Source organism: Limnohabitans sp. TEGF005 (genome assembly GCF_055394835.1).
Map to the genome: position 1 here is coordinate 300,908 of NZ_AP029226.1, position 24,568 is coordinate 325,475.

A 24,568-nucleotide genomic window follows, 5' to 3' on the forward strand; every position below is an offset into this window, starting at 1 on the left:
CAAAAACTAGGGTAAACCCCCTTTTTTTGAGTCCGGCAAGTTGAGACACTCCATTTTCCAAAAACGTTTTTGGACTGGTTTTGAACCGGTTACTTTTCGGACGATACCGCCCGATATTGCACAAGGAGAATTGGATGAAACAGATGAAACGTCCCGCCGCGCAGTTGCTGGTCGGATTCGGACTGTCGCTATTGGCAACGGCATCGGCCAATGCGCAATCGGTGTTGTTTTGGTCAACCCAGGCCACGCCGGTCAACGAGCAAAAAGATGTGCGCGAGGTGGTCCTGAAGAACAGCCCCGTGCCCGTCGAATTCGTGACCAACAACGACGGTCCTTACTTCACCCGTCTGAACGCCGAATTGCAAGCGGGCAAAGGCAGCATTGGTTTGCTGGGCGCTTTGCACGGTGGTTTGTCGAGCAATACCAAAGACTTGCAAGATTTGAGCAAACTGGGTGCCACAGCCAAAGTCAGTCCGGCATTTGTCAAACTCGGCAAACTCGGCACGACAGAGCAAAAGTATGTCCCCTGGATGCAGGCCACTTTTGTCATGGCGGCCAATAAAAAAGCCTTGCCCTATTTGCCCGCTGGCGCAGACATCAATAAATTGACCTATGACCAATTGGTGGCATGGTCCAAAAATCTGGCTGAAAAAACCGGTGGCCCCAAGTTTGGCTTTCCGGCTGGCCCACAAGGCTTGAAGCACCGGTTCTTCCAAGGCTATCTCTACCCCTCTTACGCAGACTCCATGGTCACGGAGTTTCGGTCTGCAGGCGCCGAGGCGGGTTGGAACATGTTCAAAGAACTCTGGAAATACACGCACGCATCGTCCACTGGGTTTAACCAGATGCAAGAGCCCTTGAAGAATGAGCAAGTCTGGGTTGCTTTTGACCACATTGCGCGGTTGGCCGATGCGTTCAATGCAAAGCCCAATGACTTTGTGGCTTTCCCGGCACCCAGCGGTCCAACAGGACGAGGCTTTATGCCGGTGTTGGCTGGATTGGCCATTCCCAAAACTGCGCCCGACAAAGCCGGAGCAGAAAAACTGGTGGCCTACCTCATGACACCCGAAGTGCAGTTGGCCACCTTGCGCGCCACCAACTTTTTCCCCACAGTGGACGTCAAGATTCCGGCAGACATGCCTGCGTCGGTGCGCATCACCGCTGAAGCCATCAGCAAGCAAGCGGGTTCAGCAGACGCCAACCCAGGCCTCTTGCCTGTGGGCTTGGGCGCACTGGGTGGCAAGTTCAACCAGGTTTATGTAGACACCTTTGAACGTGTGGTGTTGGCCGGACAACCGGTCAAAGCGGTTCTGGACGAACAAGCCGCCACCTTGCGCAAGCTCATGCAAGAAGCCAATGCGCCTTGCTGGGAACCCGACAAACCATCCGTGGGCGCTTGCCCTGTTAAGTGAGTTTCTCTAAATCCCCGTCATTCCCGCGAACGCGGGAATCCAGTGTTGCGCGGTAGGTCGTTGGCGCAAGAGATGGATTCCCGCCTGCGCGGGAATGACGAAACACGCGGGATGACGTTGGACAGTTGTGATTAACCCCTGAAGCATGAAAACATGAATCAACGTCTATTGCCCTATTGGCTGATTGCGCCCGCAACGTTTTTCACGGTGGCGCTGTTTGTCGTGCCGTTTTATGGTGTCGCCAGCTTGGCCTTTACCGGTTCCAACGGCGGGTTTTCGCTGGCGGCATTTCAACAAATGAGTCAGCACTGGAAGTTTGGCGCTGCCCTCCAAAATACCTTGTGGTTGGCCGTACTGGTGATTCCTTTGCAATTGGTGTTGGCATTGGCCATGGCCCAAATGCTGAGCCAGATACGCAAGGGCCGTGATTTGTTGCTGTATGTCTGGACGGTGCCATTGGGTATTTCAGACTTGGCTGCCGGCATCATTTGGCTGGCCATTTTTGAGCAAACAGGGTTTCTCAATTCGGTGCTTGTCTCACTGGGTGCGGCCTCTGAGCCTTTTAATTTCTTGGCTTTTCAAAACACGGGCACTTTGTTGCTGGCCGTTGTCTTGGCTGAAGTCTGGCGGGCAACCGCGATTGTTTTGGTGATTCTGGTCTCCGGCATGGGGCTGATACCCAAAGAGTATGGCGAAGCGGCCGATGTGTTTGGTGCCAGTGCCTGGCAAAAATTCAGGCATGTGACTTTGCCCTTGCTCAAGCCCAGTCTGCAAACCGCCTTGATATTGCGAACCATCTTGGCTTTTGAGGTGTTTGCAGTGGTGGCTGCTTTGTCGGGCACCAAGTTCCCGGTCTTGATGAGTGAGACCTACAACTGGCAATTCAATTTGCAAGATGGTCCTGTTGCGGCAGCCATGGCCATGGTCATTTTGGGCGTGTCCATCGTGTCCACCCTCATTTATCTGCGTGTCTTGCGCACGCCGCCAGGAGCCTCGACATGAACCGTTCAGTGCTTACGCTGGCGCAAAGACAGCGCCGTACCCGGTTGATCTTGGTGACGGGGGCCAGCTTGGTCTGCTTGTGGGTTGTTCTGCCGATTTATTTTTTGATCGCCAATGCCTTGTCGACGCCAGAGGCTGTCAATGCATTCCCCAAAAAATGGATTCCCGCCGTAGACATGGGCAGCATCCAATACTTGCTGGCCTACGAAGGCGTTTTGAAATCCTTGTTGAATTCTTTGGCGGTGGCCGTGATGACCATGGTGGGGGCCATCGCTTTGGGTGCGCCAGCGGGCTACGCTTTGGCGCGCTATGAATTCAAGGGCAAGGGTGGTTTTCGCATGCTCATCATGTTGACGCGTGCGTTTCCGTTGCCACTGCTGGCTTTGCCATTGACGGTTTATTTCATTCGGCTGGGCATCGACGACTCATTGATGGGTTTGGCCTTGGTTCACACCATGCTGGCCTTGCCGTTCTCTGTGTTGATCACCTATTCCTTGTTCTCAGGCATTCCGGTTGAACTGGAAGAAGCCGCATGGGTTTTTGGCTGCAACAAACTGCAGGCATTCACACGTGTGGTGCTGCCTTTGGCCTTGCCCGGCATGGTGGCTTCGGCGGTTTTTGCTTTCATTATTTCCTGGAATGAGGTGTTCGCTGCTTCGGTCTTGACCGTGCAAAACAGAACACTCACGGCCCTCTTGCTGCAAAGTTTGGACTATGCGCCTTTGCATTTGAAGTTTGCGGGTGGTGCCCTGCTGGTTTTGCCGGCAGCTGTTTTCATGTTCCTGATTCGCAAACACATGTTTGCGATGTGGGGCATTTCCAATCGATGAACAAAATGGCTCAGATTCAAATACAAAATATCGAAAAATCCTTTGGTGAGTTCCGTGCTCTCAAAGGCATTGATCTGCAAATCGCTGACCAAGAATTCTTGGTTTTACTGGGTGCATCTGGCTGTGGCAAATCCACTTTGCTGCGCATCATGGCCGGTTTGGAGACTGCGGATGGCGGTCATATTCACGTCGGCGAGAACCGCATTGACAATTTGGCACCCAGGGACCGCGGTCTGTCCATGGTGTTTCAAAACTACGCTGTATTTCCACACTTGACGGTTTTTGAAAACATCGCATTTGGTTTGCGCATGCAAAAAAAACCACAGGCCTGGGTTGAGAAAAAGGTCCAGGAAGTCGCCGAGTTGGTGCACCTGGAAGTGTTGCTGCACCGGTATTCGGGGCAGCTTTCTGGCGGACAGCGTCAGCGTGTGGCCCTGGCGCGTGCATTGGCGGTAGAGCCCAAAGTCATCCTGATGGACGAACCGCTGTCCAACCTGGACGCTTTGCTTCGATTGGAAATGCGCGCCGAGCTCAAGACTATTTTGGCCAAGAGTCAAGCCAGCACCATTTATGTGACGCACGACCAAGTCGAAGCCATGAGTCTGGCCGATCGGATCGCCATCATGGACCAGGGGGTGATTGTTCAGTGCGACACGCCCATTGAGATTTACCGCAATCCGGCCACCACTTTTGTGGCGGGCTTTATTGGCAACCCGCCCATGAACTTTCTACCTGCGCAGGCTGTGCAAGATGGGGTTTATGAAGTGGCAGGCATGCGTTTGAGCGGGCCCACTGGGCATGCAGCGCTCACGCTGGGTGTCAGACCCGAAGATTTGCACCCGGCAGATGAGGGGCTGAAGTTGCAGGCCGATGTCATTGAGCCATTGGGTGCCCATACATTGGTCACCGCATTGCAGGCGCAGGGCGTCTTTCGGGCTGCTTTGCCATCCGACATGGCGCTGTCCCCCAAGCAGGTATTGCACTTGCAACCTGATTTAACCCGCATCCGCTGGTATGACGCTGGCGGACGTTTGGTCATTGTTTGATAGAGAAGCCATGAACACCGAAGACATGCTGCAAGAAGCCGAGCGCATTTTGCGACTCAACGACAAGGGCCATTACACCGTTCCGACACATGGCTTGTATCCTTTTCAATGGAATTGGGATTCCTGTTTGACGGCACTGGGTCAGTTCAGGCTCAGCCCTGATCGTGCTTGGACCGAAGTAGAGACCTTGATGGCCCACCAGTGGCCTGATGGCATGGTGCCGCACATTGTTTTCCACGAACGCGATGAAGGTTACTTCCCCGGTCCGGATGTGTGGCAGACCGGTCGACCCACCCCCACGTCGGGCATCACCCAGCCGCCTGTTTTGGGCATGGTGCTGGAGCAACTCTTTTTGCGTGAAGACCCGGACCATCGGAGCGAATCGCGTTGCCGCAGCCTGGTTCAGGCCGCTGCACGTTGGCACGATTGGTTTTACCGTTGTCGTGATCCCCAAGGCACAGGGGTTGTCGCGCTTTTGCACCCTTGGGAATCGGGTCGTGACAATTCTTGCGATTGGGACGATGCCTTGGCCCAAGTGCCCACAGAGGGCATCTCACCTTACCAGCGCAAAGACATCACGCACGTCGATGCCAGTCAACGACCCACCGCATTTGAATACGACCGCTATGTGGCCTTGCTTGAATGCTTTCGCGCCTTGAAGTGGGACAACACGCTCTTGCACGATGCCTCCCCCTTTCAGGTGGTCGACCCTGGGTTCAATGCGATCTTGATTCACTCTGAGTTGGCGCTGTCGCGCCTGGCAGACCAGCTGGGGGATTCGGCGCTGGCCCACAGACTGAGCGAACGTGCGGCCCGGTCCATTGGGGCCATGGACACTTTGTGGCACGGCGATTTAAAGCAATATGCGTGTCTGAATCGACGGACAGGCCAACGTGTCAACAGCGCCAGTGTGGGGGGCTTGTTGCCTTTGCTGGTGTTGCCGCAAGGGCACGAACACGTGGCCGACTTGAGTATCCGATTGACCGATTGGCTGGACAAGGCACCGTTTGGTGTTTGCAGCATGGACCCTTTGGACATGCGTTTTGATGGCAAACGTTACTGGCGCGGCCCATCTTGGCTGATTGTCAATTTCCTGCTCATCACGGGCCTGCGCCAATGTGGCCAGACCGAGTTGGCCCATCGTGTGGTGCAAGCGAGCCTTCAGTGCATTCAAAAAAGCGGATGTTCCGAGTACTACCACCCCATGACAGGCGAGGCCTTGGGCGGCGGCACATTCACATGGACTGCTGCGATGGTGATTGAATTCTTGAACATGGACGCTTCACAAGCACTGCTCACCGCATGACAGCGTCGGTGACTGGTTAATATCTGTCCCATGTCGATTGTTCACCTGGCTCAAGATCTTGGACTGTCGGTTTCGACCGTCTCCCGTGCCTTAAATGGCTATACCGATGTGGCTGAATCCACGCGACTCAGAGTCATGGAGCGTGCTCAGGCATTGGGGTACAAACCCCATCCGGGTGCAAGAAGACTCAAATCGGGAAAGTCCGGTGCGATTGGCGTGGTGTTGCCGACATCGCAAGAAGGTGGCCAGTTCATTGACTCGATGTACTCCAGTTTGCTGGGCGGCACTTCCAGCGTTTTAGAGCCCGCTGGGTACAGCTTGATGGCCACGACTTCGGCCATCTCAACACCCGAACAAGAGCGTGGTGTTTACGAAAATTTCATTCGCAGTGGCTGGTTTGATGCCTTTGTCATTGTGCGAACCCGCTTGGTTGATCAGCGTGTCGGCTTGATGTTTGAACACGAAAAGCCCTTTGTGACCTATGGGCGATGTGCCGACAGCACGGGCCACGCCTGGGTGGATACAGACAATGAAATGGCCTTTTTCATGGCGGCGCAACGCCAAATTGCATTCGGTCATCAAAGAATAGCTTTGCTCAACGGACCTGCCGAATACACGTTTGCCCAGTTGCGTCAGCAAGGCTATTTGAACGCTTTGAAACAGGCCAATTTGAAGGTGGATGAGCGCTTGATCGTGCAAGGTCACTTGTCTGAAACAGGTGGGTTTTCCATGGCGCAGCATTTGTTGGCGTTAGAAGACCGCCCGACTGCCTTGTTGTGTGCGACCGATGCCATGGCCATCGGCGCCATGGCCGCATGCCGTGCCATCGGGCTGCGTGTGGGCTCGGATATCTCGATCATGGGCTATGGCAACAGCGATGCCGGACGCTACAGCAACCCGCCGCTGTCGACCATTGAGCACCGTATTTTCGAAAATGGTCAACATTTAGGCCAGGTCTTGCTTTCGGTTTTGGCGGGTGAATCGCCTGAGTCTCTTCACTATCTGGAGCCCGTTGTGTTGGTGCCTCGCTCGTCTGATGCACCTGTTGCCCACTGAGTTGAAAGGAGATGCTTGTCGTGAATTTTCAAAGCCGTCATTTTTTAGAACAGCACATCGCTGACACCTTGCACTTTTACGCGCCGAGAGCGGTGGATCCCGAGGGGGGATTTTTTCATTATTTCCTAGACGATGGGACGGTCTACAACACCACGCACCGTCATTTGGTGAGCGCCACCCGGTTTGTGTTCAATGGCGCGATGGCCAAGCGTCACAGTGGGCTCGATGCCGTCGCCGACTGGGCACGTCATGGCATCGCCCATTTGGAGGCGTTTCGCCGATCAGATGGTTTGTATGCCTGGACGGTCGACCATGGACAAATTGAAGACGCCACGGTCATGGCCTATGGACAAGCTTTTGTGTTGCTGGCACAAGCCCATGCTTTCAGCGTGGGATGCGCCACGCGCCAGGATGTGGAAGCCGCATTTGCACGCATGAACGATGCGTTTTTCAGTGCCGCCGATGGCGCTTATGCCGACGAGATCACGCCCGACGGTCGATTGCTGGATTACCGAGGTCAAAACGCTAACATGCACATGTGCGAAGCTTGTCTGGCTGCGTACGAGTTCACGGGAGAAGTCAGGTACCTCGATCGGGCCGAAGTGTTGATTGAGCGCTTTGCTTTTGATCTCGCAGACACCGCAGGAGGCTTGGTCTGGGAGCACTATCAAGCTGATTGGTCCATCGATTGGGACTACAACAAAAACAATCCGGGCAATATTTTCAAACCTTGGGGGTTCCAGACAGGACATCAAACCGAGTGGGCCAAATTGCTCATGATGGCCCATCAGCACCGCCCACAAAACCGTTGGGTAGATCGGGCGGTCCATTTGCAGCGAGAGGCCTACCGTCATGGCTGGGATGCGCAACATGGTGGGCTGATTTATGGTTTCGCGCCAGACAGATCGCCATGTGATACCGACAAATATTTTTGGGTCCAGGCAGAGTCATTCGCCAGCGCTTGGCGCTTGTGGCGGCACACGGGTGAGGCTGAATTTTTGAAGCAATACCAAGCGCTTTGGCACTGGAGTTGGTTGCACATGGTGGACCATCAATACGGTGCATGGTTCCGTATTTTGGGTGCCGATGGCCGCAAGCTTGAAAACACCAAATCACCCGCAGGCAAGGTGGACTATCACACCATGGGGGCTTGCTGGGATGTGCTTGCGGTGGGCGGCTTGGACGACTGAGTCTTCAGCCGTGTGAACCTCACTGCTGCGGTATCCCGGCCTTTTGAATCACATCGCCCCAGCGCTTGATGTCGCTGTCCAGCAACTGCCCCAATTGCGCCGGCGTGCTGGCTTTGGCTTCGACGTTGAAGCCGGCCAGGCGCTGCACCATCTCGGGTTCTGACAGCACTTTGGCCACTTCGGCGCTCAGGCGATCGACCACGGCTTTGGGCGTTTTGGCGGGCGCTGCCAAGGCATTCCAGGATGACACGTTGAAGTTGCTCAGGCCCGGCAGCTCTCGCACCACCGGCACTTGCGGCTGGTCTTTCGGGCGGCTTGCGCCCATGACACCGAGCAAGCGCACGGCTTTGGCGCTGATCTGCGGTTTGAGTGGTCCCAGAATTTCCACCACCGCATCCACTTGGCCGCCGCGCAAGGCGTTGATCACCGCTGGCGTGCCGTTGTAGGGAATGATCTGGCTGATCAAATTGGCCTGCGACCTGAACAGCTCGGCCGCCAGGTGTTGGGTGCTGCCGATGTTGATGGTGCCGATGTTGAGCTTGCCCGGGTTGGCACGCCCGAAGCTGACCAACTCGGCCAGGGTTTTGTGCGGTGACGACTCAGGTACCACGATGGCGATGTCGAACAAGCCCAACAAGGAAACAGGCGCAAAGTCGCTGCGTGGGTTGAAGGGCAGGGCCTTGAACAAACCGGCACTCACGGCCGTGCCGTTGGACATCAGCAGCAAGGTGTGGCCGTCGGGCGCGGCTTTGGCCACCAGTTCGCCCGCCACGATGCCGCCAGCGCCCGGGCGGTTGTCGATGATGACCGGCTGCCCTAAATTTTCAGACAGTTTTTGGGCCACGGCACGTGCCGTCAGATCGGCCACGCCGCCTGCACCAAAGGGCACCACGATTTTGAGTGGCTTGGAAGGGAACACCGATTGGGCGTGCGCCCAGCCAGCGGGCAATGTGCTCAGAGCCAAGGATTGGAGCAACTGGCGGCGGTTGAACATGGCGATACTTCCAGAATGAATAAATCAAAAAATGAATCAGAATGAACGATTGTGTGCAAGCACGATTGTCTTGCATCGGTGTTGAAAGGGCATTCATGGTTTTCACTGGGTCATGGGGCTGGAGCGCTGTAGGCGTGCTGTGCCTTGCTGTTCTGAGCGGATGCGCCAGCCATGGCGTGAATGAACAAAAGTCTGTGGTGGGGGCTTCGGTTTCTGCGGCAGGTGGCTTGCATTTCCGCCCTCAAGACAAAGCGCAATGGGAGGCCGTGTCTTTGCCCGGCAAGTTGCGCACCGCATTCAAACTGGAAAAGCAGGGCCATCGCCACGCCCTGCAAGCCCATGCGCAATCGTCGGCCAGTTTGCTGCGACAGCGCGTCAACGTGGCACCCGAGAAGTTGGGGCGGCTGCAATTTGAATGGCAAGTGGAGAACCTCATGGTGGAGGCCGACATGGCTGAACGCGACCGTGGTGATTCACCGGTGCGTTTGATCTTGGCCTTTGAAGGCGACCGCAGCCGTTTGTCAGCCAAAAACGCGATGCTCAGCGACCTGACCGAAGCGTTGACCGGAGAGCCTTTGCCCTACGCCACTTTGATGTACGTGTGGTCCAACCACCGCCCGGTAGATTCGGTCATCGTCAACCCGCGCACGGACCGTGTGCGGAAAATGGTGGTGGAGTCGGGGCCTGGGCACTTGATGCAGTGGCGTCGCTACGAGCGCGATGTGCGGGCTGATTATGAAAAGGCTTTTGGCGAAGCGCCCGGCGCTTTGGTGGGCGTGGCCATCATGACCGACAGTGACAACACCCGCAGCAACGTGCGGGCCTGGTACGGCGACATTCGGTTTGATTGAGGCGCGCACCAGTCTTGTGCGCGACACCTGATTTGGGGGATTTCCCTCTCTCTGATGCGGGCCTGAATGTTGCATATTGTTCATCTCTGAATCTCTCATTCCAAGATCAAGGTGACTTTGATGAAAAATGCCGCAAGTTTGTCTGTCCGCACCACCACATTGGTGCTGTCTTTGGGTTTGGCTGGCCTGATGGGCGCTGCCGCTGTGCAGGCCAAGCCCTTCAAATGGTCCAGCGCCAGTGACATTCCCACACTCGACATCCACTCGCAAAACAACGCCCTGGGCAATGGCGTGCATGCGGCTATTTTTGACTCTCTGGTTTACTACAACAGCAACACCTTTAAGGTCGAGCCCAAGCTGGCCACCGCTTGGAAAGAGATGTCGGCCACCCAGTACCGCTTCAATTTGCGCAAGGGCGTGAAGTTCAGCGATGGTTCGCCCTTGACGGCCGACGATGTGGTGTTTTCACTGGACCGCGCACGCGCCAAGACCTCCAACTTCAACGTGTACACCCAAGGCTTTAGCCGCATCGTCAAGGTCGATGCCAACACGGTGGACATCATTTTGAGTGGCCCCAACCCAGTGCTGCTGAACCAGCTGACCGAGCTGCGCATCATGAGCAAAACCTGGGCCGAAAAGAACAAGTCGGTTGAGCCCAAAGATTCCAAGTCGAAAGACGAAAACTTTGCCCACCGCAACGCCATGGGCAGTGGCGCTTACATGGTCAAAGAATGGCAGCCCGATCAAAAGCTGGTGCTGGTCAAAAACCCCAACTGGTGGGGCTGGACTGAGGTCCCCACCAACGTGACCGAGGTCATTTACACCCCCATCAAGAACGAAGCCACACGCGCTGCGGCCTTGTTGTCCGGCGAAATTGATTTTGTGCTGGACCCCAGCCCGCAAGACCTGGGCCGCATGCGCAGCAACGCCAACCTGAAGGTGATCGACGGGGTGGAAAACCGCACCATCTTTTTGGGCATGGACCAAAACCGGGCCGAACTCCCTGGCTCCAACGTCAAGGGCAAGAACCCGCTCAAGGATGTGAAGGTGCGCAAAGCGCTTTACCAAGCGATCGACATCGAAACGATTCACCGCGTGACCATGCGCGGTTTGTCGCAAACCACGGGGGCGCTGGTGTCGCCCCAGGTCAATGGCTGGACAGAAGCCACGCACAAGCGCTTTCCCTATTCGCAAGACGATGCCAAAAAGCTGCTGACCGAAGCGGGTTATCCGCAAGGTTTTGAAGTGGACTTTGCCTGCCCCAACAACCGTTACATCAACGACGAAGAAATTTGCCAGGCCATCACCGCCATGTGGGCCAAGGTGGGGGTGAAAGCCAAGCTGCGCACCATGCCTTTGGTGACTTACTTCCCGATGATCCAGCGCTACGAAGCCAGTATTTACATGCTCGGCTGGGGTGTGCCAACCTTTGACGGTTTGTACAGCCTGCAATCCTTGGTGCGCACTGTGGGTGCGGGTGGCGATGGCAACTACAACGTGGGACGCTACAGCAACCAGCGCATGGACTATGTGGTGGACCGCATCAAGACCGAGACCGATTTGCCCGTGCGCAACCGCCTGCTGACCGAAGGCCTGCAATTGCAAAACGACACCGTGGCGCACATCCCGTTGCACAACCAGGTCATCCCCTGGGCCATGAAGAAAAACGTCGATGTGGTGCACCGCGCTGACAACCGCCTCGATTGGACACTGATCAAGGTCAATTGATGCTGGCCTTTATTTTGCAGCGGCTGATTCAGGCCGTGGTCGTCATGGTCACGGTCGCTTTCATCGCGTTTTTGCTGTTCCAGTATGTCGGTGATCCGGTGGTGTTTTTGCTGGGGCAAGACGCCACACCCGATCAAATCAAGGAGTTGCGTCAAGGCTTGGGCCTTGATCAGCCATTCTTTGTGCAGTTCTGGCACTTCTTGTCCAACGCGGTGCAAGGCGAGTTTGGACTCAGCTTGCGCCAAGGCGCCAAGGTCTCGCGCCTGATCGCCGAGCGCTTGCCCGCCACCTTAGAGCTGGCGCTGGTGGCCGCCACCTTGGCGTTGGCCATCGGGGTGCCCATGGGGGTTTATGCGGCGCTGCGCCGTGGTACCTGGATCAGCCAACTCATCATGACGGTGTCGCTGCTTGGGGTGTCGCTGCCCACATTCCTGATTGGCATTTTGCTGATCTTGGTTTTTGCTGTGATGCTGGGCTGGTTCCCCAGCTTTGGCCGTGGCGAAGTGGTGCAAATGGGCTGGTGGTCGAGCGGCTTGATGACAGCCAAGGGCTGGCACCACATCGTGCTGCCCGCGGTCACGCTGGCGATTTTCCAGCTGACCTTGATCATGCGTTTGGTGCGCGCCGAGATGTTGGAGGTGCTGCGCACCGACTACATCAAATTTGCCCGCGCCCGGGGCTTGTCCAATCGCGCCATTCATTTTGGCCATGCGCTCAAAAACACCTTGGTGCCGGTGCTCACCATCACGGGCTTGCAGCTGGGTGGTTTGATCGCGTTTGCCATCATCACCGAGACGGTCTTTCAGTGGCCCGGCATGGGCCTGCTGTTCATTCAAGCGGTGACCTTTGCCGACATCCCGGTCATGGCGGCGTATTTGTGCCTGATTGCCTTGATCTTTGTGGTCATCAACTTGGTGGTTGATTTGCTTTATTTTGTGGTCGATCCGCGCCTGCGCGTGGGCAAGCCGGGGGGACACTGAACATGGGCGCTTCTTTGCAATCGGTACTGGGGCGTGGTGCCGCGTTTGCGCGCATCGCGCAGTTCCACCCCGAGCTCACGGCTTTTCGGCGTGACCTGCATGCCCACCCCGAACTGGGCTTTGAAGAGGTCTACACCTCGGCCCGCGTGGCCGACATGCTCAAGGTTTGCGGCGTGGACAGCATTCACACCGGCATCGGAAAAACCGGCGTGGTGGCTTTGGTGCACGGCCAAGGCCGCTCAGCCAGTCACCCGGGCCGCATGATTGGGCTGCGTGCCGACATGGATGCCTTGCCCCTGACCGAGTTCAACGAGTGCACCTGGAAATCATCCACGCCCGGCCTGATGCACGGCTGTGGACACGACGGCCACACCGCCATGCTGATGGGTGCGGCACGCTATCTGGCCGAAACCCGTCGCTTTGATGGCACTGCCGTGCTGATTTTTCAGCCCGGCGAAGAAGGCTATGCCGGTGCCCGCGCCATGATGGAAGACGGTTTGTTTGAGCGCTTTCCGTGCGAGCAGGTCTATGCCCAACACAACTCGCCCGAGACCCCTTTGGGGGTGATCGGCATCACGCCCGGCCCCATGCAGGCGGCGGTCGACAGGATCGAGATCCTGATTCGCGGCAAAGGGGGCCATGGCGCTCGCCCGCACCAAGGCGTGGACCCGGTGCTGGTGGCGGGCCACATCATCACCGCTGCGCAAAGCGTGGTGTCGCGCAACCTGTCGGCATTTGACCAAGCGGTGGTCAGCATCTGCTCGATGCAAGGCGGCAACCCCGGTGCCATGAGCGTGATTCCCGGTGAGGTGACTTTGGTCGGCACGGTGCGCACCTACAGCGAAAGCGTGCAAGACCAGATCGAAGACCGTTTGCGTTCTTTGTGCACCGGCATTGCCCAGGGCTTTGGTGCCTCGGCCGAATTGACCTATGAGCGCGTGTACCCCGCCACGGTGAACACCTTGCCCGAAGCGCAATTTGCCTGCGATGTGGCTGCAAGCCTGGTGGGCGAAGACAAGGTCTGGCGCAACATGCTGCCCAGCATGGGCGGCGAAGATTTTTCTTTCATGCTGCAAGCCAAACCCGGTGCTTACATTCGCATAGGCCAAGGCTTGCCGCATGGCCCCGGCCCGCACCCGCTGCACAACAGCCGCTACGACTTCAACGACGAAATTTTGCCCTTGGGCGCTGCACTGCATGCCAGTTTGGTAGAGCAGGCCTTGCCTTTGGACAAGGCCGTTCAGCCTTGATACCCGATCACATTCAACCCCAGGAGTCTTTCATGCGCACTTCCAAACTCTCCCGTTCTTTGTTGGCCGCTGCACTGGTGTCAGCCATGTCACTGGGCGTGGCACATGCCGCCACTGTGCGCATTGCCAACCAGGGTGATGCCTTGTCAATGGATCCGCACTCGCTCAACGAATCGTTGCAGCTGAGCGTGACCAACAACGTGTACGAGTCGCTGGTGGGTGTGAGCAAGGACCTGAAGTTTGAACCGGGCCTGGCGTCTTCGTGGAAGCAGACGTCGCCTACGGTGTGGCGCTTTGAGCTGCGCAACAACGTGCGCTTTCATGACGACACGCCTTTCACCGCCGATGATGTGGTGTTCTCGTTGAACCGTGCCGCAGGCGAAGGCTCTGACATGCGCAGCAACACCAACGACATCAAGGAAGTGCGCAAGTTGGGCAGCCACACCATCGAGATCGAAACCAAGGCACCGTTCCCGATCCTGCCCAACGTCTTGTCGACCGTCTACATCATGAGCAAGAAGTGGTGTGAGGAAAACCAGGCAACCCGCCCGGTGGACCGCCGCAAGGGCATCGAAAACGCGGCCTCCTTCCGTGCCAACGGCACAGGCCCTTACCGCCTGCGTGAGCGTCAGCCCAACGTGCGCACCACCTTCGTGCGCAACGGCAACTACTGGGGCAAGATCGATGGCAACGTGGATGAGGTGATCTTTTCTGTCATCGCCAACGACCCGACCCGCGTGGCGGCGTTGTTGTCGGGCGAGATCGACGTCATGGAACCCGTGCCCGTGCAAGACGTGCCCCGCATCAATGCGGGTGCCAACACACGCGCCCTGGTGGCCCCAGAACTGCGCACCATCTTTTTGGGCATGGACCAAAAGCGCGATGAGTTGCTGTATTCCAGCGTGAAGGGCAAAAACCCCTTCAAGGACAAGAGCGCGTGCGCCAGGCTTTTTACCAGGCCATTGACATGGAAGGCATCAAGCGCACGGTGATGCGCGGTGCCTCCAACAACTCCGCCCTGATGGTGGGCCCCGGCATCAACGGCTACAACCCTGACCTGAACAAGCGCCTGCCCTTTGACCCCGAAGCGTCTAAGAAATTGCTGACTGAAGCGGGCTACCCCACAGGCTTTTCGGTGGACATGAACTGCCCCAACGACCGCTATGTGAACGACGGCCAGATCTGCGAAGCTGTGGCCGCCAACTTGGCACGCGTGGGCATCAAGATCAATCTGAAGGCCGAGACCAAGGGCACTTATTTCCCCAAAATCTTGCGTCGTGACACCAGCTTCTATTTGCTGGGCTGGACGCCCAGCACCTACGACGCGCACAACGCCCTGAATGCGCTGATGCGTTGTGTGGACGACAAAGGCACAGGCCAGTTCAACCTGGGTGCTTATTGCAACCCCAAGGTGGATGAGCTGACCGTGAAGATCCAAAGCGAGACCGATCAGGCCAAGCGCAACGCCATGATCCGCGAAGTGTTCGAACTGCACAGTGCTGACATCGGTCATTTGCCTTTGCACCAGCAAGCCTTGGCCTGGGGCACCAGCAAAAAGGTCACGCTGGTGCAACGCGGTGACAACTACATGCCTTTCAAGTCCATCACGGTCAAATAAGCCATGAACGCATTGAAACGCTGGCTGAACAGCGACGTCGGTTACAGCTTTCGCCAATCGCCCACGGCGATGGTGGCGGCTGGCATCGCCTTCGTTTGCCTTTTTTGTTCGGTCTTTGCCGGCTGGGTCTCGCCCACCAACCCGTTTGATCTGGCCACGCTGGAGCTGAGCGACGCTCGCTTGCCGCCATCGTGGATGGAGGGCGGTACCACCAAGTTTTTGCTCGGCACCGATGACCAGGGGCGCGACATCTTGTCGGCCCTGATCTACGGCTCGCGCATTTCGCTGGTGGTGGGCATCGCATCTGTGATTCTGTCGGTGGTGGTGGGTGTGGGCATGGGCTTGTTGGCAGGCTTTCGCGGTGGTTGGGTTGACGCTTTGCTGATGCGTCTTTGCGATGTGATGCTGTCGTTTCCAGCCATTTTGGTGGCCTTGTTGATCGCGGGCGTGGGGCGTGCCTTGTTTCCTAACGCGCACGAATCCTTGGCATTTGGCGTGTTGATCATCTCGATCTCACTCACGGGCTGGGTGCAATACGCCCGCACGGTGCGTGGCACCACTTTGGTCGAGCGCAACAAAGAGTACGTGCAAGCTGCCCGGGTAACGGGCGTGGCCCCTTTGCGCATCATGTTCAAGCATGTGCTGCCCAACGTCATGGGCCCAGTCATGGTGCTGGCCACCATCCAGGTGGCCACGGCCATCATCACCGAGGCCACGTTGTCGTTTTTGGGTGTGGGTGCGCCGCCCACATCGCCCTCGCTGGGCACGCTGATTCGCGTGGGCAACGACTATTTGTTCTCTGGCGAATGGTGGATCACGATTTTTCCGGGGCTGATGCTGGTGCTGATCGCCCTGTCGGTCAACTTGCTGGGTGACTGGTTGCGCGACGCGCTGAACCCGAGATTGCGATGAGTCTTTTACAAGTCAAAAACCTGGTGGTGGAATTCCCCAGCCGCCACGGCACGCTGCGTGCGCTGGACGACATTTCTTTCGACATCGCACCCGGCGAAATCTTGGGTGTGGTGGGCGAGTCGGGTGCCGGCAAGTCGCTGACCGGGGCCGCCATCATTGGCCTGCTGGAGCCGCCAGGCCGTGTGGCGAGTGGCCAGATTTTGCTGGAAGGCCAACGCATAGACCACCTGAACGCCGACCAGATGCACCACATTCGTGGCCGCAAGATTGGGGCGATTTTTCAGGACCCATTGACCTCGCTCAACCCGCTGTACACCATCGGTCGGCAGCTGACCGAGACGATTTTGGCCCACCTGCCAGTGACGCCCCAAGAGGCCCGCCAACGCGCTGTTCAGTTGCTCAAGGACACCGGCATTTCTGCCGCCGAAGAGCGCATCGACCACTACCCACACCAGTTTTCAGGCGGCATGCGTCAGCGCGTGGTGATCGCACTGGCCTTGGCTGCCGAGCCTCAGTTGATCGTGGCCGACGAGCCCACCACGGCGCTGGATGTGTCCATTCAGGCGCAGATCATCAGCTTGCTCAAAAAGGTCTGCAAAGACCGTGGCGCTGCGGTCATGCTGATCACGCACGACATGGGCGTGATCGCCGAAACCTGTGACCGTGTGGCCGTGTTGTACGCCGGGCGTGTAGCCGAAATCGGTCCGGTGCATCAAGTCATCAACCACCCGGCCCACCCTTACACCGCAGGCCTGATGGCCTCTATCCCCGACATGGACAGTGACCGTGAACGGCTGAACCAGATCGATGGGGCCATGCCGCGCCTGAACGCCATCCCCCAAGGCTGCGCCTTCAACCCACGCTGCCCCAAAGCCTTTGAACGCTGCCGCCAAGACCGGCCGGAGTTGGTCAACACCGGGGTCAACCGCGCCGCCTGCTGGCTGCACGACGGGAGCGCAGCATGAGCGACACGAATCACCCCAAACAAGCCCAATCACAGCGCCAGCCACTGGTCATCGCGCACGACCTGGCCAAAACATTCGACGTGTCGGCACCTTGGCTCAACCGTGTGATCGAGCGCAAACCGCGCCAGATGCTCAACGCTGTAGACGGCGTGAGCTTCGAGATCGAACGCGGCAAAACACTGGCCTTGGTGGGCGAATCCGGCTGCGGCAAAAGCACCGTCGCCCGCTTGCTGGTGGGCCTGTACGAACCCACTCGCGGCGGCCTGACCTTCGACGGGCAAGACGCGCACGCGGCATTCAAGTCGTCCGATTCTCAAAAAATGCGCCAGCGCATTCAGATGATTTTTCAGGACCCCTATGCCAGCCTGAACCCGCGCTGGACAGTGGACAACATCATTGGCGAGCCGCTCAAAGAGCATGGCCTGATCAGCGATGCCGATGAGCTCAAGGCCCGCGTGGCCGAGCTGCTGCAGTCGGTGGGCTTGTCGCCGCTGGACATGGTCAAGTACCCGCACCAGTTTTCGGGTGGGCAACGCCAGCGCATCTCGATCGCCCGCGCTTTGGCCACCGCACCAGAGTTTTTGGTCTGTGACGAGCCGACCTCGGCGCTGGATGTGAGCGTGCAGGCGCAAGTGCTCAACATCATGAAAGACCTGCAACGCGAACGGGGCCTGACGTATTTGTTCATCAGCCACAACCTCGCCGTGGTGCGCCATGTGAGTGACCAAGTGGGGGTGATGTACTTGGGCCGACTGGTTGAGCTGGCCGACAAGCACACGCTGTTTGGCAACCCGCAGCACCCGTATACCAAGATGCTGTTGGACGCGATTCCCAAAATGCACGACACCGGCCGCGCCCGCACCCCCGTGCAAGGCGAAGTGCCCAACCCGCTGAACCCACCTAGCGGCTGCACTTTTCACCCCCGCTGCCCGCAGGCCACCGACATCTGCCGTGCCGAACGCCCGCCACTGCGCGACTTCAAAGGCATCAAGATCGCTTGTCACGCGGTGGTGTGACAGAGGCTTGGCCTGTATTGCTCTGCAGCGAGGGCGATCTTATACTACCAAGTATATTTTGGGGAGTATAAGGATGCAAAACTGGTATCAACACTTGCCTGCTTCGGCACAAGCAGCCTTTGCCAACTTGGTGCCAGCCGCTCAGTCCACCAGTTCGAACCGCACGGTGGCAGATTTGCCGGGGGGATTCACCCAGAAGAAACTCGGGCAAAAGACCTATTGGTACTACCAGTTCAAGTCTTTGGATGGAAAAACCAGACAAATTTACCTGGGCAACGACTCAGAAAGCTTGAGGGGATTGATTGCCGACTTTAAAGAGCAGCCTTCTCACGCCGAGGCATTGGCGCATCTGGGTCGTTTATGCCGTTCCGCCATTGAGCTTGGGGCAAATGCCATTGGCCGCACCCATCATCGGATACTGCAACGATTGGCTGACCATGGTTTTTTCCATGCCGGTGGCATTCTCATAGGAACGCATGCTTTTTTAGCGTACCAAAACCACTTTGGCATCCGTTGGACAGAAGGCAATCAAACGCTGGACATTGACTTTGCCCATCCTGGTAATAACCTCTCCATTGCCTTGCCCGATGGGCTCAAGATGGATGCTCGCAGTGTGATCGAGTCTTTGGAGATGGGCTTCATTCCCAACGTATCGCAAACGACATTCACCAAGCAAGATGAGCCCGACTTGCAGTTGGATTTTGTGACGCCCAAGGTCAACACCACCGATGCCCCCATCCGTGTCCATGCCTTGAACTTGAGAATGCAGCCACTTCAATTCATGAATTTTTCAATGGACGCCACCATGCAGGCCGTCTTGATTTCACGCAATGGTCCTGTTGCCATCAATGTCCCCAAAGCTGAACGTTACGCCCTGCACAAATTGATCGTTTTTGGAGAGCGCCCGCCCGAGCTGCAAGTCAAAGCCCAGAAAGACATCGCACAGGCAGCCAGCCTGATTGCTTACCTCCAGGAGAACGAACCCGACGCCTTGGAAGAGGCCTGGGAAATGATTCAGCGCAGTGGCAAAGGCTGGATCAGCCGGTGTGTGCGCGGCGCAGATTATCTGCAATCACGGTATCCCGATGTCAAATTGGATTTCATCAAAACATGAGGGGTCATCACATCTCAAACATTTGATGCTGGAATTTCCAGACTCTAGCCTCTCATCGCATCGTTCGATTTCCGACGAGGCACACGCCAGAAAATGCATCAGGATGTGCTGAATCAACGCAAGGCTTTGATGCGTTGAGCCAAGTTCAACAGCCTCAGAAGTAGATCGGGACAACCGTTGTTATTCGCCCAGTAAAAAAACCCACCGTGTTGCCACGATGGGTTTTTAGTCTTTTAAACCTCAGCTGGCTTGCGCCAGCGGGGGATTAGAAAGTGTGGCGAACGCCAACAGCGGTTGTGCTGTATTTAATGGTGTCGTTAGGTGTAACGGTAACATCTTTGAACTTCGTTTGACCGATATAAGAATAAGCAGTAGTGCGCTTGCTCAAAGCATATGTCAAACCGAACTGATACGCGCTCAACTTAGTGTCGTCAACGCCATCAACTTTGATTTTGCCGTTGCCAATAGTCGCCATTGCAGTGAAAGCACCAACTGGCACGCTGACTGCAAAGTTGTTTGCTGCGAATTTAGCATTGAAAGTTGTGTCATCAGCTTTGGTGCTGTTGTTCAAATATGCAACTTTTGCAACGCCGAAGTCATAAGAGACAGACAACGCATTCGCTTTCCAAGAGTCAGCGCCTGCTACTGCTGCGAGGTCAAACGCTGTACCAGCCAAATCGCGTGCCAGTACGCTCGTGTTCTTCACTTTTTCGAAAGCATATGCCAAGGCCAATGGGCCATTTGCATAGTTCAGACCAAAAGAGGTTTGTTCATTCTCTTTAGCAGAACCGTTCAGCTGAGCTGTCTCGCCGAAGCCAACTTGAGCCGATGCGCTGAAGCCGTTAAATACTGGTGACTTGTATGTGATGGCGTTCGACTGACGAACGCGGCTGTCCATGCCACCGATCCAGCCTGCCGCTGTCACGTTGCCAATCAAATCAGCACCACCTTGCACGCCATGGTGCAGTGTGTATTGGCGACCCAAGTTCACGGAACCAAAAGCGCCCTCCAAGCCGACATAAGACTGGCGGTTAGCCATAGAGGTTGTCGCCTCATCAGGCTGGATGCTGTATTCCATCAGGAAGTTGGCCTTCAACCCACCGCCCAGGTCTTCAGTGCCTTTGAAACCGATACGGCTGCCAGAAGCGATGCTGTTCAAACCGGACTGTTTGACTGTGTCAGTGCCATCAGTCAATTTAATTGTGTTGTAACCCAGGTCAGCAACACCATACAAAGTCACGGTGGACTGAGCGAAAGAGCCAGTTGCGGCTGCCAATGTAGCCAGAGCAACTAGGATGGAATGAGATGCTCTGTGCCATGGAACACGGACATAGGCGTCAGTCTGTCTTAATCTAACTTATATGATCATAAATTTCTCAAATGTTAACAAATTAGTCGGTTTGCCTGAGTTTTTATCGGATACGTTAAATTTGGTTGGAGAATGTGGCAATTCGCCTCTTCTTGTCCTCCATGAAAACAAGCCGGCTTTTTATGTGGTGCCCGTCAAAAGTTGGGATTTGATGGGTGTGCGAGCCAAAACCCAGGGGGGCATCGAGGTCGGTCAGCCAGTGCAGGCTCAAGCACCCACGCCCGTCTTGGACAAGTCGCAGCTGATTTTCAAATCTGATCCGATTGGTGCCCTCGCCACAGACCAGCGGAGTTTTGAGAAGAAAAACAACTTCAATTTCATCGCTGAGAAATTATTGGACACCGAGTGGGAGCGTGTCGGTCGTGGTGAGTTGAGTGCCGCATCGGTGGGGATTCAAAAAAACAGACTCGAAGCCCATGTGTTGCCGTTTTTCAGATACGTTGCCCCGACGCAAGTGACGCATGTGGATCTGGACGGTTTTGTGTCGCGCTTGACGCAACACCAACTGAGCTCCACCACCGTTTCTCAATACCTGGTGTTGGTCAGAAAGTTGTTAAAGCTGGCTGTTCGTCAAGGCTTGTTGAAAGAGGTCCCTGAATTTCCGCGCATCAAGGTGATCACGAAGCCGCGATCGATGTTGTCTTTGCTGGAATACCGCAAGTTGGCACACACGGCGCTGAAAATGTCCCGATCTGGCGTGCAGGCCCCACCGCTCAAATCGTCAGATGGCCATCGGGATCGGTTTTGGGTTGCACCCAGAAACATGTTGTTGGCCCCTGATATGTTTTGGGTCATCCGCTTCATGGTGAACAGTTTTTTCAGGCCGGGTGACTTGAGGCAACTTAAGAACAAACACGTCACCGTGGTGCGGGGTGAGTCGGTTTATTTGCGCTTGAACCTGCCGGAGACCAAGAAGCACGACAAGCCCATGGTGACGATGCAAGCGGCGGTCCATGTGTATGAGTCGGCGTTGCGCCGCGCTAAGACGCAGGGGTTTGGGCAGCCGGATGATTTTGTGTTTTTGCCAGCCGAAAAAGACCGGAACTACGCACTGGCGGTGCTCGGTTTTTGGTTCAAGTGGGTCATGCGTGAGGCAGGTTTGCCCACAACAGACGACAACAACCGACCCCGAACGCTCTATTGTTTGCGTCACACCTCCATCATGTTCCGCCTGTTGTACGGGCAGGGCATTGACATGTTGACCTTGGCCCGCAATGCCAGAACTTCGGTGCAAATGATTGAGCGGTTTTATGCTTCTACTTTGGATGGCGAAATGAATGTGTCGATGATTCAAAGTCGCCGGAGCAAGAAGAAAAGCACTTGAACTCAGTGCCAATTCAGTGCAAACGCATCAACCCGGCTTGATGTCTGCTTTGATCACCACTTCTTTCCAGCGCGATTGTTCGCGGGCAATGAAGGCGCCGTATTCGCTGGAGGGGCCGCCGCCTGCAATGGCGCTTTCGGCCGCGTATTTGGCGATGACTTCAGGCGACTTCATGGCTTTTGCGCACTCTTGCTGCAGTTTGAGCAAAATTTCGGGTGGCGTGCCTGCGCGCGCGGTGATGCCGTACCACTGCACGGTTTCAAAGTCTTTGTAGCCCAGCTCGGCCACTGTCGGCACATCAGGCAAGACCGAAATGCGTTCGCGTGTGCCCACGGCAATGCAGCGCAGTGCGCCGCTTTTGATGTGGGGCAGCAAAGCGGGTGTGCCCGCCGAAAACAACTGTATGCGGCCTGCCAGAACGTCGTTCAGGGCTGGGCCGGTGCCCCGGTAGGGGATGTGCGTGATGAACATGCCGGTGGCAAGCTTGAGCGCTTCCATGGCCAAATGGCCCGCGCTGGCGTTGCCTGCTGAGGCGTAGTTCAGCTGACCCGGCCGTGATTTGACATAAGCCACCAACGACTTCATGTCTGTGGCGGGTACGTCTTTGTGCACCACAAACAAGCTGGGCACGCGCGACAGCAGGGTGACGGGCACAAAATCCTTGTTCACGTCGTAGCCGCTGTCGGGGTAGATCAGGGGGTTGACCGCCATGAGACCGATGTGACTCATGACGAGGGTGTAGCCGTCAGCAGGCAAGCGCATGGCCTCTTGCATGGCCGGCACGCCGCCGCCGCCGCCTTTGTTGTCGATGACGAAGGCGACCCCCATTTGTTTGGTCAACTCAGCCGCGATGGTGCGTGCCACGATGCTGGAGGTGCCACCCGGTGCGAAGGGCACGATCCAGCGGATGGGTTTGTTCGGCCAGGCCGATTGCGCATGACCAGACACCCCCGTGGCCGCCAAGCCCGCCGCACCCATCCACTTGAGGTAGTCACGGCGTTGAATGAGGGGGGAATCTTGTTCGTTCATGTCACAGACCTTATGAAAATTTAAGCACCGATCACAACAAAAATGTGCGTGTTTTCAAAGAGGGTTTTTACGGATCAAGAGGACGTCTTGGCGCGTAACTGTCGCCAAAGCGCAGGCCCGATCAGCAGCAGCGCGGCAATGGCCATCAAGCTGCCCGACAGCGGTCGGGTAAAGAACGTAGACCATTCGCCCTGGCTGATGGTCAGGGCCTGGCGCATGGACTGTTCGCCCAGTGGCGCGAGGATCAGGCCGACGATCAGGGGCGCAGCCGGGAAGTCAAAGCGCCGCATGATGTAGCCCAACAGGCCGAACACGAACAGCAAGCCCACGTTGAACACCGAGTTGCCTGCGCCGTAGACCCCAGCCGTCGAGATCACGATGATGCCGGCGTACAGCCAAGGTGGTGGGATCTTGAGCAGCTTGACCCACAGGCTGACCAGGGGCAGGTTGAGCACCAGCAAGATCACGTTGCCAATATAGAGGCTGGCGATCAGGGTCCACACCAAGCTGCCTTGTTGGCTGAACAGTTGTGGGCCGGTCTGGATGCCGTAGCCTTCAAAGGCCGACAGCATGATGGCTGCCGTGGCCGAAGTGGGGATGCCCAAGGTGAGCAATGGCATCAGCACACCCGCTGCCGCAGCGTTGTTGGCTGCCTCGGGGCCCGCTACGCCTTCGATCGCGCCGTGGCCAAATTCTTCGGGGTGCTTGGAGAGTTTTTTCTCGGTGTAGTAAGACAGCAAGGTGGGCAATTCGGCCCCGCCTGCGGGCATGGCACCAATGGGGAAGCCAAACAGCGCCCCTCGGAACCAGGGTTTCCAGGACCGTGCCCAGTCACTCTTGCTCATCCACAGGCTGCCCGACAATTTCATGACTTCGCCCGTCTTGGACTCGCGCCCTTGCCAGGCCAGATACAAGGCTTCACCCACCGCAAACAGGCCCACGGCAGCCACGGTCACTTCGATGCCGTCGAGCAATTCAGGGCGGCCAAACGTGAAGCGAGGTTGACCTGTCTGCAAGTCCACGCCAATCATGCCCAGCAGCAGGCCCAGACCCAACGCGACCAGGCCGCGCAACATGGAGTTGCCCAGCACCGCCGACACCGCCACGACCGACAGCACCATGAGGCTGAAGTATTCAGCAGGGCCAAAAGCCAACGCGGCCTCAACCACCCAAGGAGCGACAAAGGTCAAGGCCAGCGTGCCGATGGTGCCGGCCACAAAACTGCCAATGGCCGCAGTGGCCAAGGCTTGGCCTGCTCGGCCACGTCGCGCCATTTTGTTGCCTTCGAGTGCGGTGACTACGGCCGATGATTCGCCGGGCGTGTTGAGCAAGATGGAGGTGGTGGAGCCGCCATAGGCCGCGCCGTAATAGATGCCTGCGAACATGACGAACATGCTGGTGGCGGGCACGTGGTAGGTCAGGGGCAGCAGCAAGGCGATGGTCAGGGCCGGGCCAATGCCAGGCAGTACGCCCACCAAAGTACCGACAAAGCAACCGACGAAACCCCACATCAAGGTGGTGGGTTGCAGGGCAATGGCAAAGCCACCCATCAGGGCGTCAAAAGCTTCCATGGGGT

At 56.9% G+C, this 24,568-nt stretch carries 20 protein-coding genes and 1 pseudogene; 17 read left to right on the plus strand and 4 right to left on the minus strand.

Going from position 1 to position 24,568, the window contains the following annotated elements; translation table 11 throughout:
* Positions 1 to 134: 134 nt before the first annotated feature.
* From ACZ5RG_RS01375 to ACZ5RG_RS01405, 7 genes are all read left to right on the plus strand, one after another.
* On the plus strand, positions 135 to 1,412 hold the full coding sequence (locus ACZ5RG_RS01375; protein WP_298598191.1) for an ABC transporter substrate-binding protein: 1,278 nt from the start codon (positions 135 to 137) through the stop codon (positions 1,410 to 1,412).
* Positions 1,413 to 1,565: 153 nt separating this feature from the next.
* Positions 1,566 to 2,414, plus strand: a complete 849-nt coding sequence (locus tag ACZ5RG_RS01380; RefSeq protein ID WP_315138032.1) for a carbohydrate ABC transporter permease — start codon at positions 1,566 to 1,568, stop codon at positions 2,412 to 2,414.
* A complete protein-coding gene (locus tag ACZ5RG_RS01385) occupies positions 2,411 to 3,244 on the plus strand; it encodes a carbohydrate ABC transporter permease (RefSeq protein WP_298598197.1) in 834 nt (277 codons plus the stop codon). Before ACZ5RG_RS01380 ends, ACZ5RG_RS01385 begins: the two co-directional genes overlap by 4 nt.
* A 5-nt stretch (positions 3,245 to 3,249) precedes the next feature.
* Entirely contained in the window at positions 3,250 to 4,290 is a 1,041-nt protein-coding gene (locus ACZ5RG_RS01390; protein WP_298598200.1) for an ABC transporter ATP-binding protein, read from the plus strand.
* 10 nt (positions 4,291 to 4,300) lie between these two features.
* The gene (locus ACZ5RG_RS01395) at positions 4,301 to 5,596 is read left to right on the plus strand and encodes an MGH1-like glycoside hydrolase domain-containing protein (RefSeq protein WP_312260557.1); all 1,296 of its coding nucleotides are present in this window, start codon (positions 4,301 to 4,303) and stop codon (positions 5,594 to 5,596) included.
* Between the two features lie 30 nt (positions 5,597 to 5,626).
* Positions 5,627 to 6,652 (plus strand): LacI family DNA-binding transcriptional regulator, encoded by a 1,026-nt coding sequence (locus ACZ5RG_RS01400; protein WP_298598205.1) that lies wholly within the window; start codon positions 5,627 to 5,629, stop codon positions 6,650 to 6,652.
* An 11-nt stretch (positions 6,653 to 6,663) separates the two neighbouring features.
* Positions 6,664 to 7,842, plus strand: coding sequence for an AGE family epimerase/isomerase (locus ACZ5RG_RS01405; RefSeq protein ID WP_464447603.1), 1,179 nt, complete (start codon positions 6,664 to 6,666; stop codon positions 7,840 to 7,842).
* A gap of 19 nt (positions 7,843 to 7,861) precedes the next feature.
* Here the strand turns inward: ACZ5RG_RS01405 and ACZ5RG_RS01410 are convergent, their stop codons facing one another.
* Positions 7,862 to 8,836 (minus strand): Bug family tripartite tricarboxylate transporter substrate binding protein, encoded by a 975-nt coding sequence (locus ACZ5RG_RS01410; protein ID WP_464447604.1) that lies wholly within the window; start codon positions 8,834 to 8,836, stop codon positions 7,862 to 7,864.
* A 95-nt stretch (positions 8,837 to 8,931) separates the two neighbouring features.
* Here ACZ5RG_RS01410 and ACZ5RG_RS01415 point away from each other — a divergent pair, with 95 nt between their 5' ends.
* From ACZ5RG_RS01415 to ACZ5RG_RS01455, 9 genes and pseudogenes are all read left to right on the plus strand, one after another.
* The gene (locus ACZ5RG_RS01415) at positions 8,932 to 9,687 is read left to right on the plus strand and encodes a DUF3047 domain-containing protein (protein ID WP_315138023.1); all 756 of its coding nucleotides are present in this window, start codon (positions 8,932 to 8,934) and stop codon (positions 9,685 to 9,687) included.
* A gap of 120 nt (positions 9,688 to 9,807) precedes the next feature.
* Complete coding sequence (locus tag ACZ5RG_RS01420) at positions 9,808 to 11,415, plus strand: ABC transporter substrate-binding protein (protein ID WP_464447605.1); 1,608 nt, start codon at positions 9,808 to 9,810, stop codon at positions 11,413 to 11,415.
* Positions 11,415 to 12,395, plus strand: a complete 981-nt coding sequence (locus ACZ5RG_RS01425; RefSeq protein WP_298598219.1) for an ABC transporter permease — start codon at positions 11,415 to 11,417, stop codon at positions 12,393 to 12,395. The genes ACZ5RG_RS01420 and ACZ5RG_RS01425 overlap by 1 nt, the downstream gene beginning before the upstream one ends.
* Positions 12,396 to 12,397: 2 nt before the next feature.
* Entirely contained in the window at positions 12,398 to 13,645 is a 1,248-nt protein-coding gene (locus ACZ5RG_RS01430; RefSeq protein WP_464447606.1) for a M20 aminoacylase family protein, read from the plus strand.
* An 86-nt stretch (positions 13,646 to 13,731) separates the two neighbouring features.
* A pseudogene (locus ACZ5RG_RS01435) lies at positions 13,732 to 15,263 on the plus strand (ABC transporter substrate-binding protein).
* Between the two features lie 3 nt (positions 15,264 to 15,266).
* Positions 15,267 to 16,175, plus strand: a complete 909-nt coding sequence (locus tag ACZ5RG_RS01440; protein ID WP_298598228.1) for an ABC transporter permease — start codon at positions 15,267 to 15,269, stop codon at positions 16,173 to 16,175.
* Entirely contained in the window at positions 16,172 to 17,140 is a 969-nt protein-coding gene (locus ACZ5RG_RS01445; RefSeq protein ID WP_464447607.1) for an ABC transporter ATP-binding protein, read from the plus strand. The genes ACZ5RG_RS01440 and ACZ5RG_RS01445 overlap by 4 nt, the downstream gene beginning before the upstream one ends.
* Positions 17,137 to 18,156, plus strand: coding sequence for an ABC transporter ATP-binding protein (locus ACZ5RG_RS01450; protein WP_298598235.1), 1,020 nt, complete (start codon positions 17,137 to 17,139; stop codon positions 18,154 to 18,156). The genes ACZ5RG_RS01445 and ACZ5RG_RS01450 overlap by 4 nt, the downstream gene beginning before the upstream one ends.
* Before the next feature lie 7 nt (positions 18,157 to 18,163).
* A complete protein-coding gene (locus ACZ5RG_RS01455) occupies positions 18,164 to 19,270 on the plus strand; it encodes a GSU2403 family nucleotidyltransferase fold protein (RefSeq protein WP_464447608.1) in 1,107 nt (368 codons plus the stop codon).
* Positions 19,271 to 19,535: 265 nt separating this feature from the next.
* On the opposite strand, the gene ACZ5RG_RS01460 is transcribed toward ACZ5RG_RS01455, so the two are convergent.
* Entirely contained in the window at positions 19,536 to 20,546 is a 1,011-nt protein-coding gene (locus ACZ5RG_RS01460; RefSeq protein ID WP_464447609.1) for a porin, read from the minus strand.
* 217 nt (positions 20,547 to 20,763) lie between these two features.
* Between ACZ5RG_RS01460 and ACZ5RG_RS01465 the strand changes: the two genes are divergently transcribed.
* Positions 20,764 to 21,963: a hypothetical protein gene (locus tag ACZ5RG_RS01465; protein WP_464447610.1), complete on the plus strand. Its 1,200-nt coding sequence runs from the start codon at positions 20,764 to 20,766 to the stop codon at positions 21,961 to 21,963.
* A gap of 27 nt (positions 21,964 to 21,990) precedes the next feature.
* On the opposite strand, the gene ACZ5RG_RS01470 is transcribed toward ACZ5RG_RS01465, so the two are convergent.
* Together ACZ5RG_RS01470 and ACZ5RG_RS01475 are read right to left on the minus strand one after the other, a co-directional pair.
* Complete coding sequence (locus tag ACZ5RG_RS01470) at positions 21,991 to 22,992, minus strand: Bug family tripartite tricarboxylate transporter substrate binding protein (RefSeq protein ID WP_464447611.1); 1,002 nt, start codon at positions 22,990 to 22,992, stop codon at positions 21,991 to 21,993.
* 74 nt (positions 22,993 to 23,066) lie between these two features.
* Entirely contained in the window at positions 23,067 to 24,563 is a 1,497-nt protein-coding gene (locus tag ACZ5RG_RS01475) for a tripartite tricarboxylate transporter permease (protein ID WP_464447612.1), read from the minus strand.
* Between the last annotated feature and the right edge of the window lie 5 nt (positions 24,564 to 24,568).

Bases quoted from the DNA above. Each gene is read 5' to 3' on its own strand.
- ACZ5RG_RS01390 (WP_298598200.1), top strand. From the start codon at position 3,250: ATGGCTCAGATTCAAATACAAAATATCGAAAAATCCTTTGGTGAGTTC.
- ACZ5RG_RS01415 (WP_315138023.1), top strand. From the start codon at position 8,932: ATGGTTTTCACTGGGTCATGGGGCTGGAGCGCTGTAGGCGTGCTGTGC.
- ACZ5RG_RS01375 (WP_298598191.1), top strand. From the start codon at position 135: ATGAAACAGATGAAACGTCCCGCCGCGCAGTTGCTGGTCGGATTCGGA.
- ACZ5RG_RS01405 (WP_464447603.1), top strand. From the start codon at position 6,664: ATGCTTGTCGTGAATTTTCAAAGCCGTCATTTTTTAGAACAGCACATC.
- ACZ5RG_RS01420 (WP_464447605.1), top strand. From the start codon at position 9,808: ATGAAAAATGCCGCAAGTTTGTCTGTCCGCACCACCACATTGGTGCTG.
- ACZ5RG_RS01395 (WP_312260557.1), top strand. From the start codon at position 4,301: ATGAACACCGAAGACATGCTGCAAGAAGCCGAGCGCATTTTGCGACTC.
- ACZ5RG_RS01385 (WP_298598197.1), top strand. From the start codon at position 2,411: ATGAACCGTTCAGTGCTTACGCTGGCGCAAAGACAGCGCCGTACCCGG.
- ACZ5RG_RS01445 (WP_464447607.1), top strand. From the start codon at position 16,172: ATGAGTCTTTTACAAGTCAAAAACCTGGTGGTGGAATTCCCCAGCCGC.
- ACZ5RG_RS01430 (WP_464447606.1), top strand. From the start codon at position 12,398: ATGGGCGCTTCTTTGCAATCGGTACTGGGGCGTGGTGCCGCGTTTGCG.
- ACZ5RG_RS01425 (WP_298598219.1), top strand. From the start codon at position 11,415: ATGCTGGCCTTTATTTTGCAGCGGCTGATTCAGGCCGTGGTCGTCATG.
- ACZ5RG_RS01440 (WP_298598228.1), top strand. From the start codon at position 15,267: ATGAACGCATTGAAACGCTGGCTGAACAGCGACGTCGGTTACAGCTTT.
- ACZ5RG_RS01470 (WP_464447611.1), bottom strand. From the start codon at position 22,992: ATGAACGAACAAGATTCCCCCCTCATTCAACGCCGTGACTACCTCAAG.
- ACZ5RG_RS01380 (WP_315138032.1), top strand. From the start codon at position 1,566: ATGAATCAACGTCTATTGCCCTATTGGCTGATTGCGCCCGCAACGTTT.
- ACZ5RG_RS01400 (WP_298598205.1), top strand. From the start codon at position 5,627: ATGTCGATTGTTCACCTGGCTCAAGATCTTGGACTGTCGGTTTCGACC.
- ACZ5RG_RS01475 (WP_464447612.1), bottom strand. From the start codon at position 24,563: ATGGAAGCTTTTGACGCCCTGATGGGTGGCTTTGCCATTGCCCTGCAA.
- ACZ5RG_RS01410 (WP_464447604.1), bottom strand. From the start codon at position 8,836: ATGTTCAACCGCCGCCAGTTGCTCCAATCCTTGGCTCTGAGCACATTG.
- ACZ5RG_RS01450 (WP_298598235.1), top strand. From the start codon at position 17,137: ATGAGCGACACGAATCACCCCAAACAAGCCCAATCACAGCGCCAGCCA.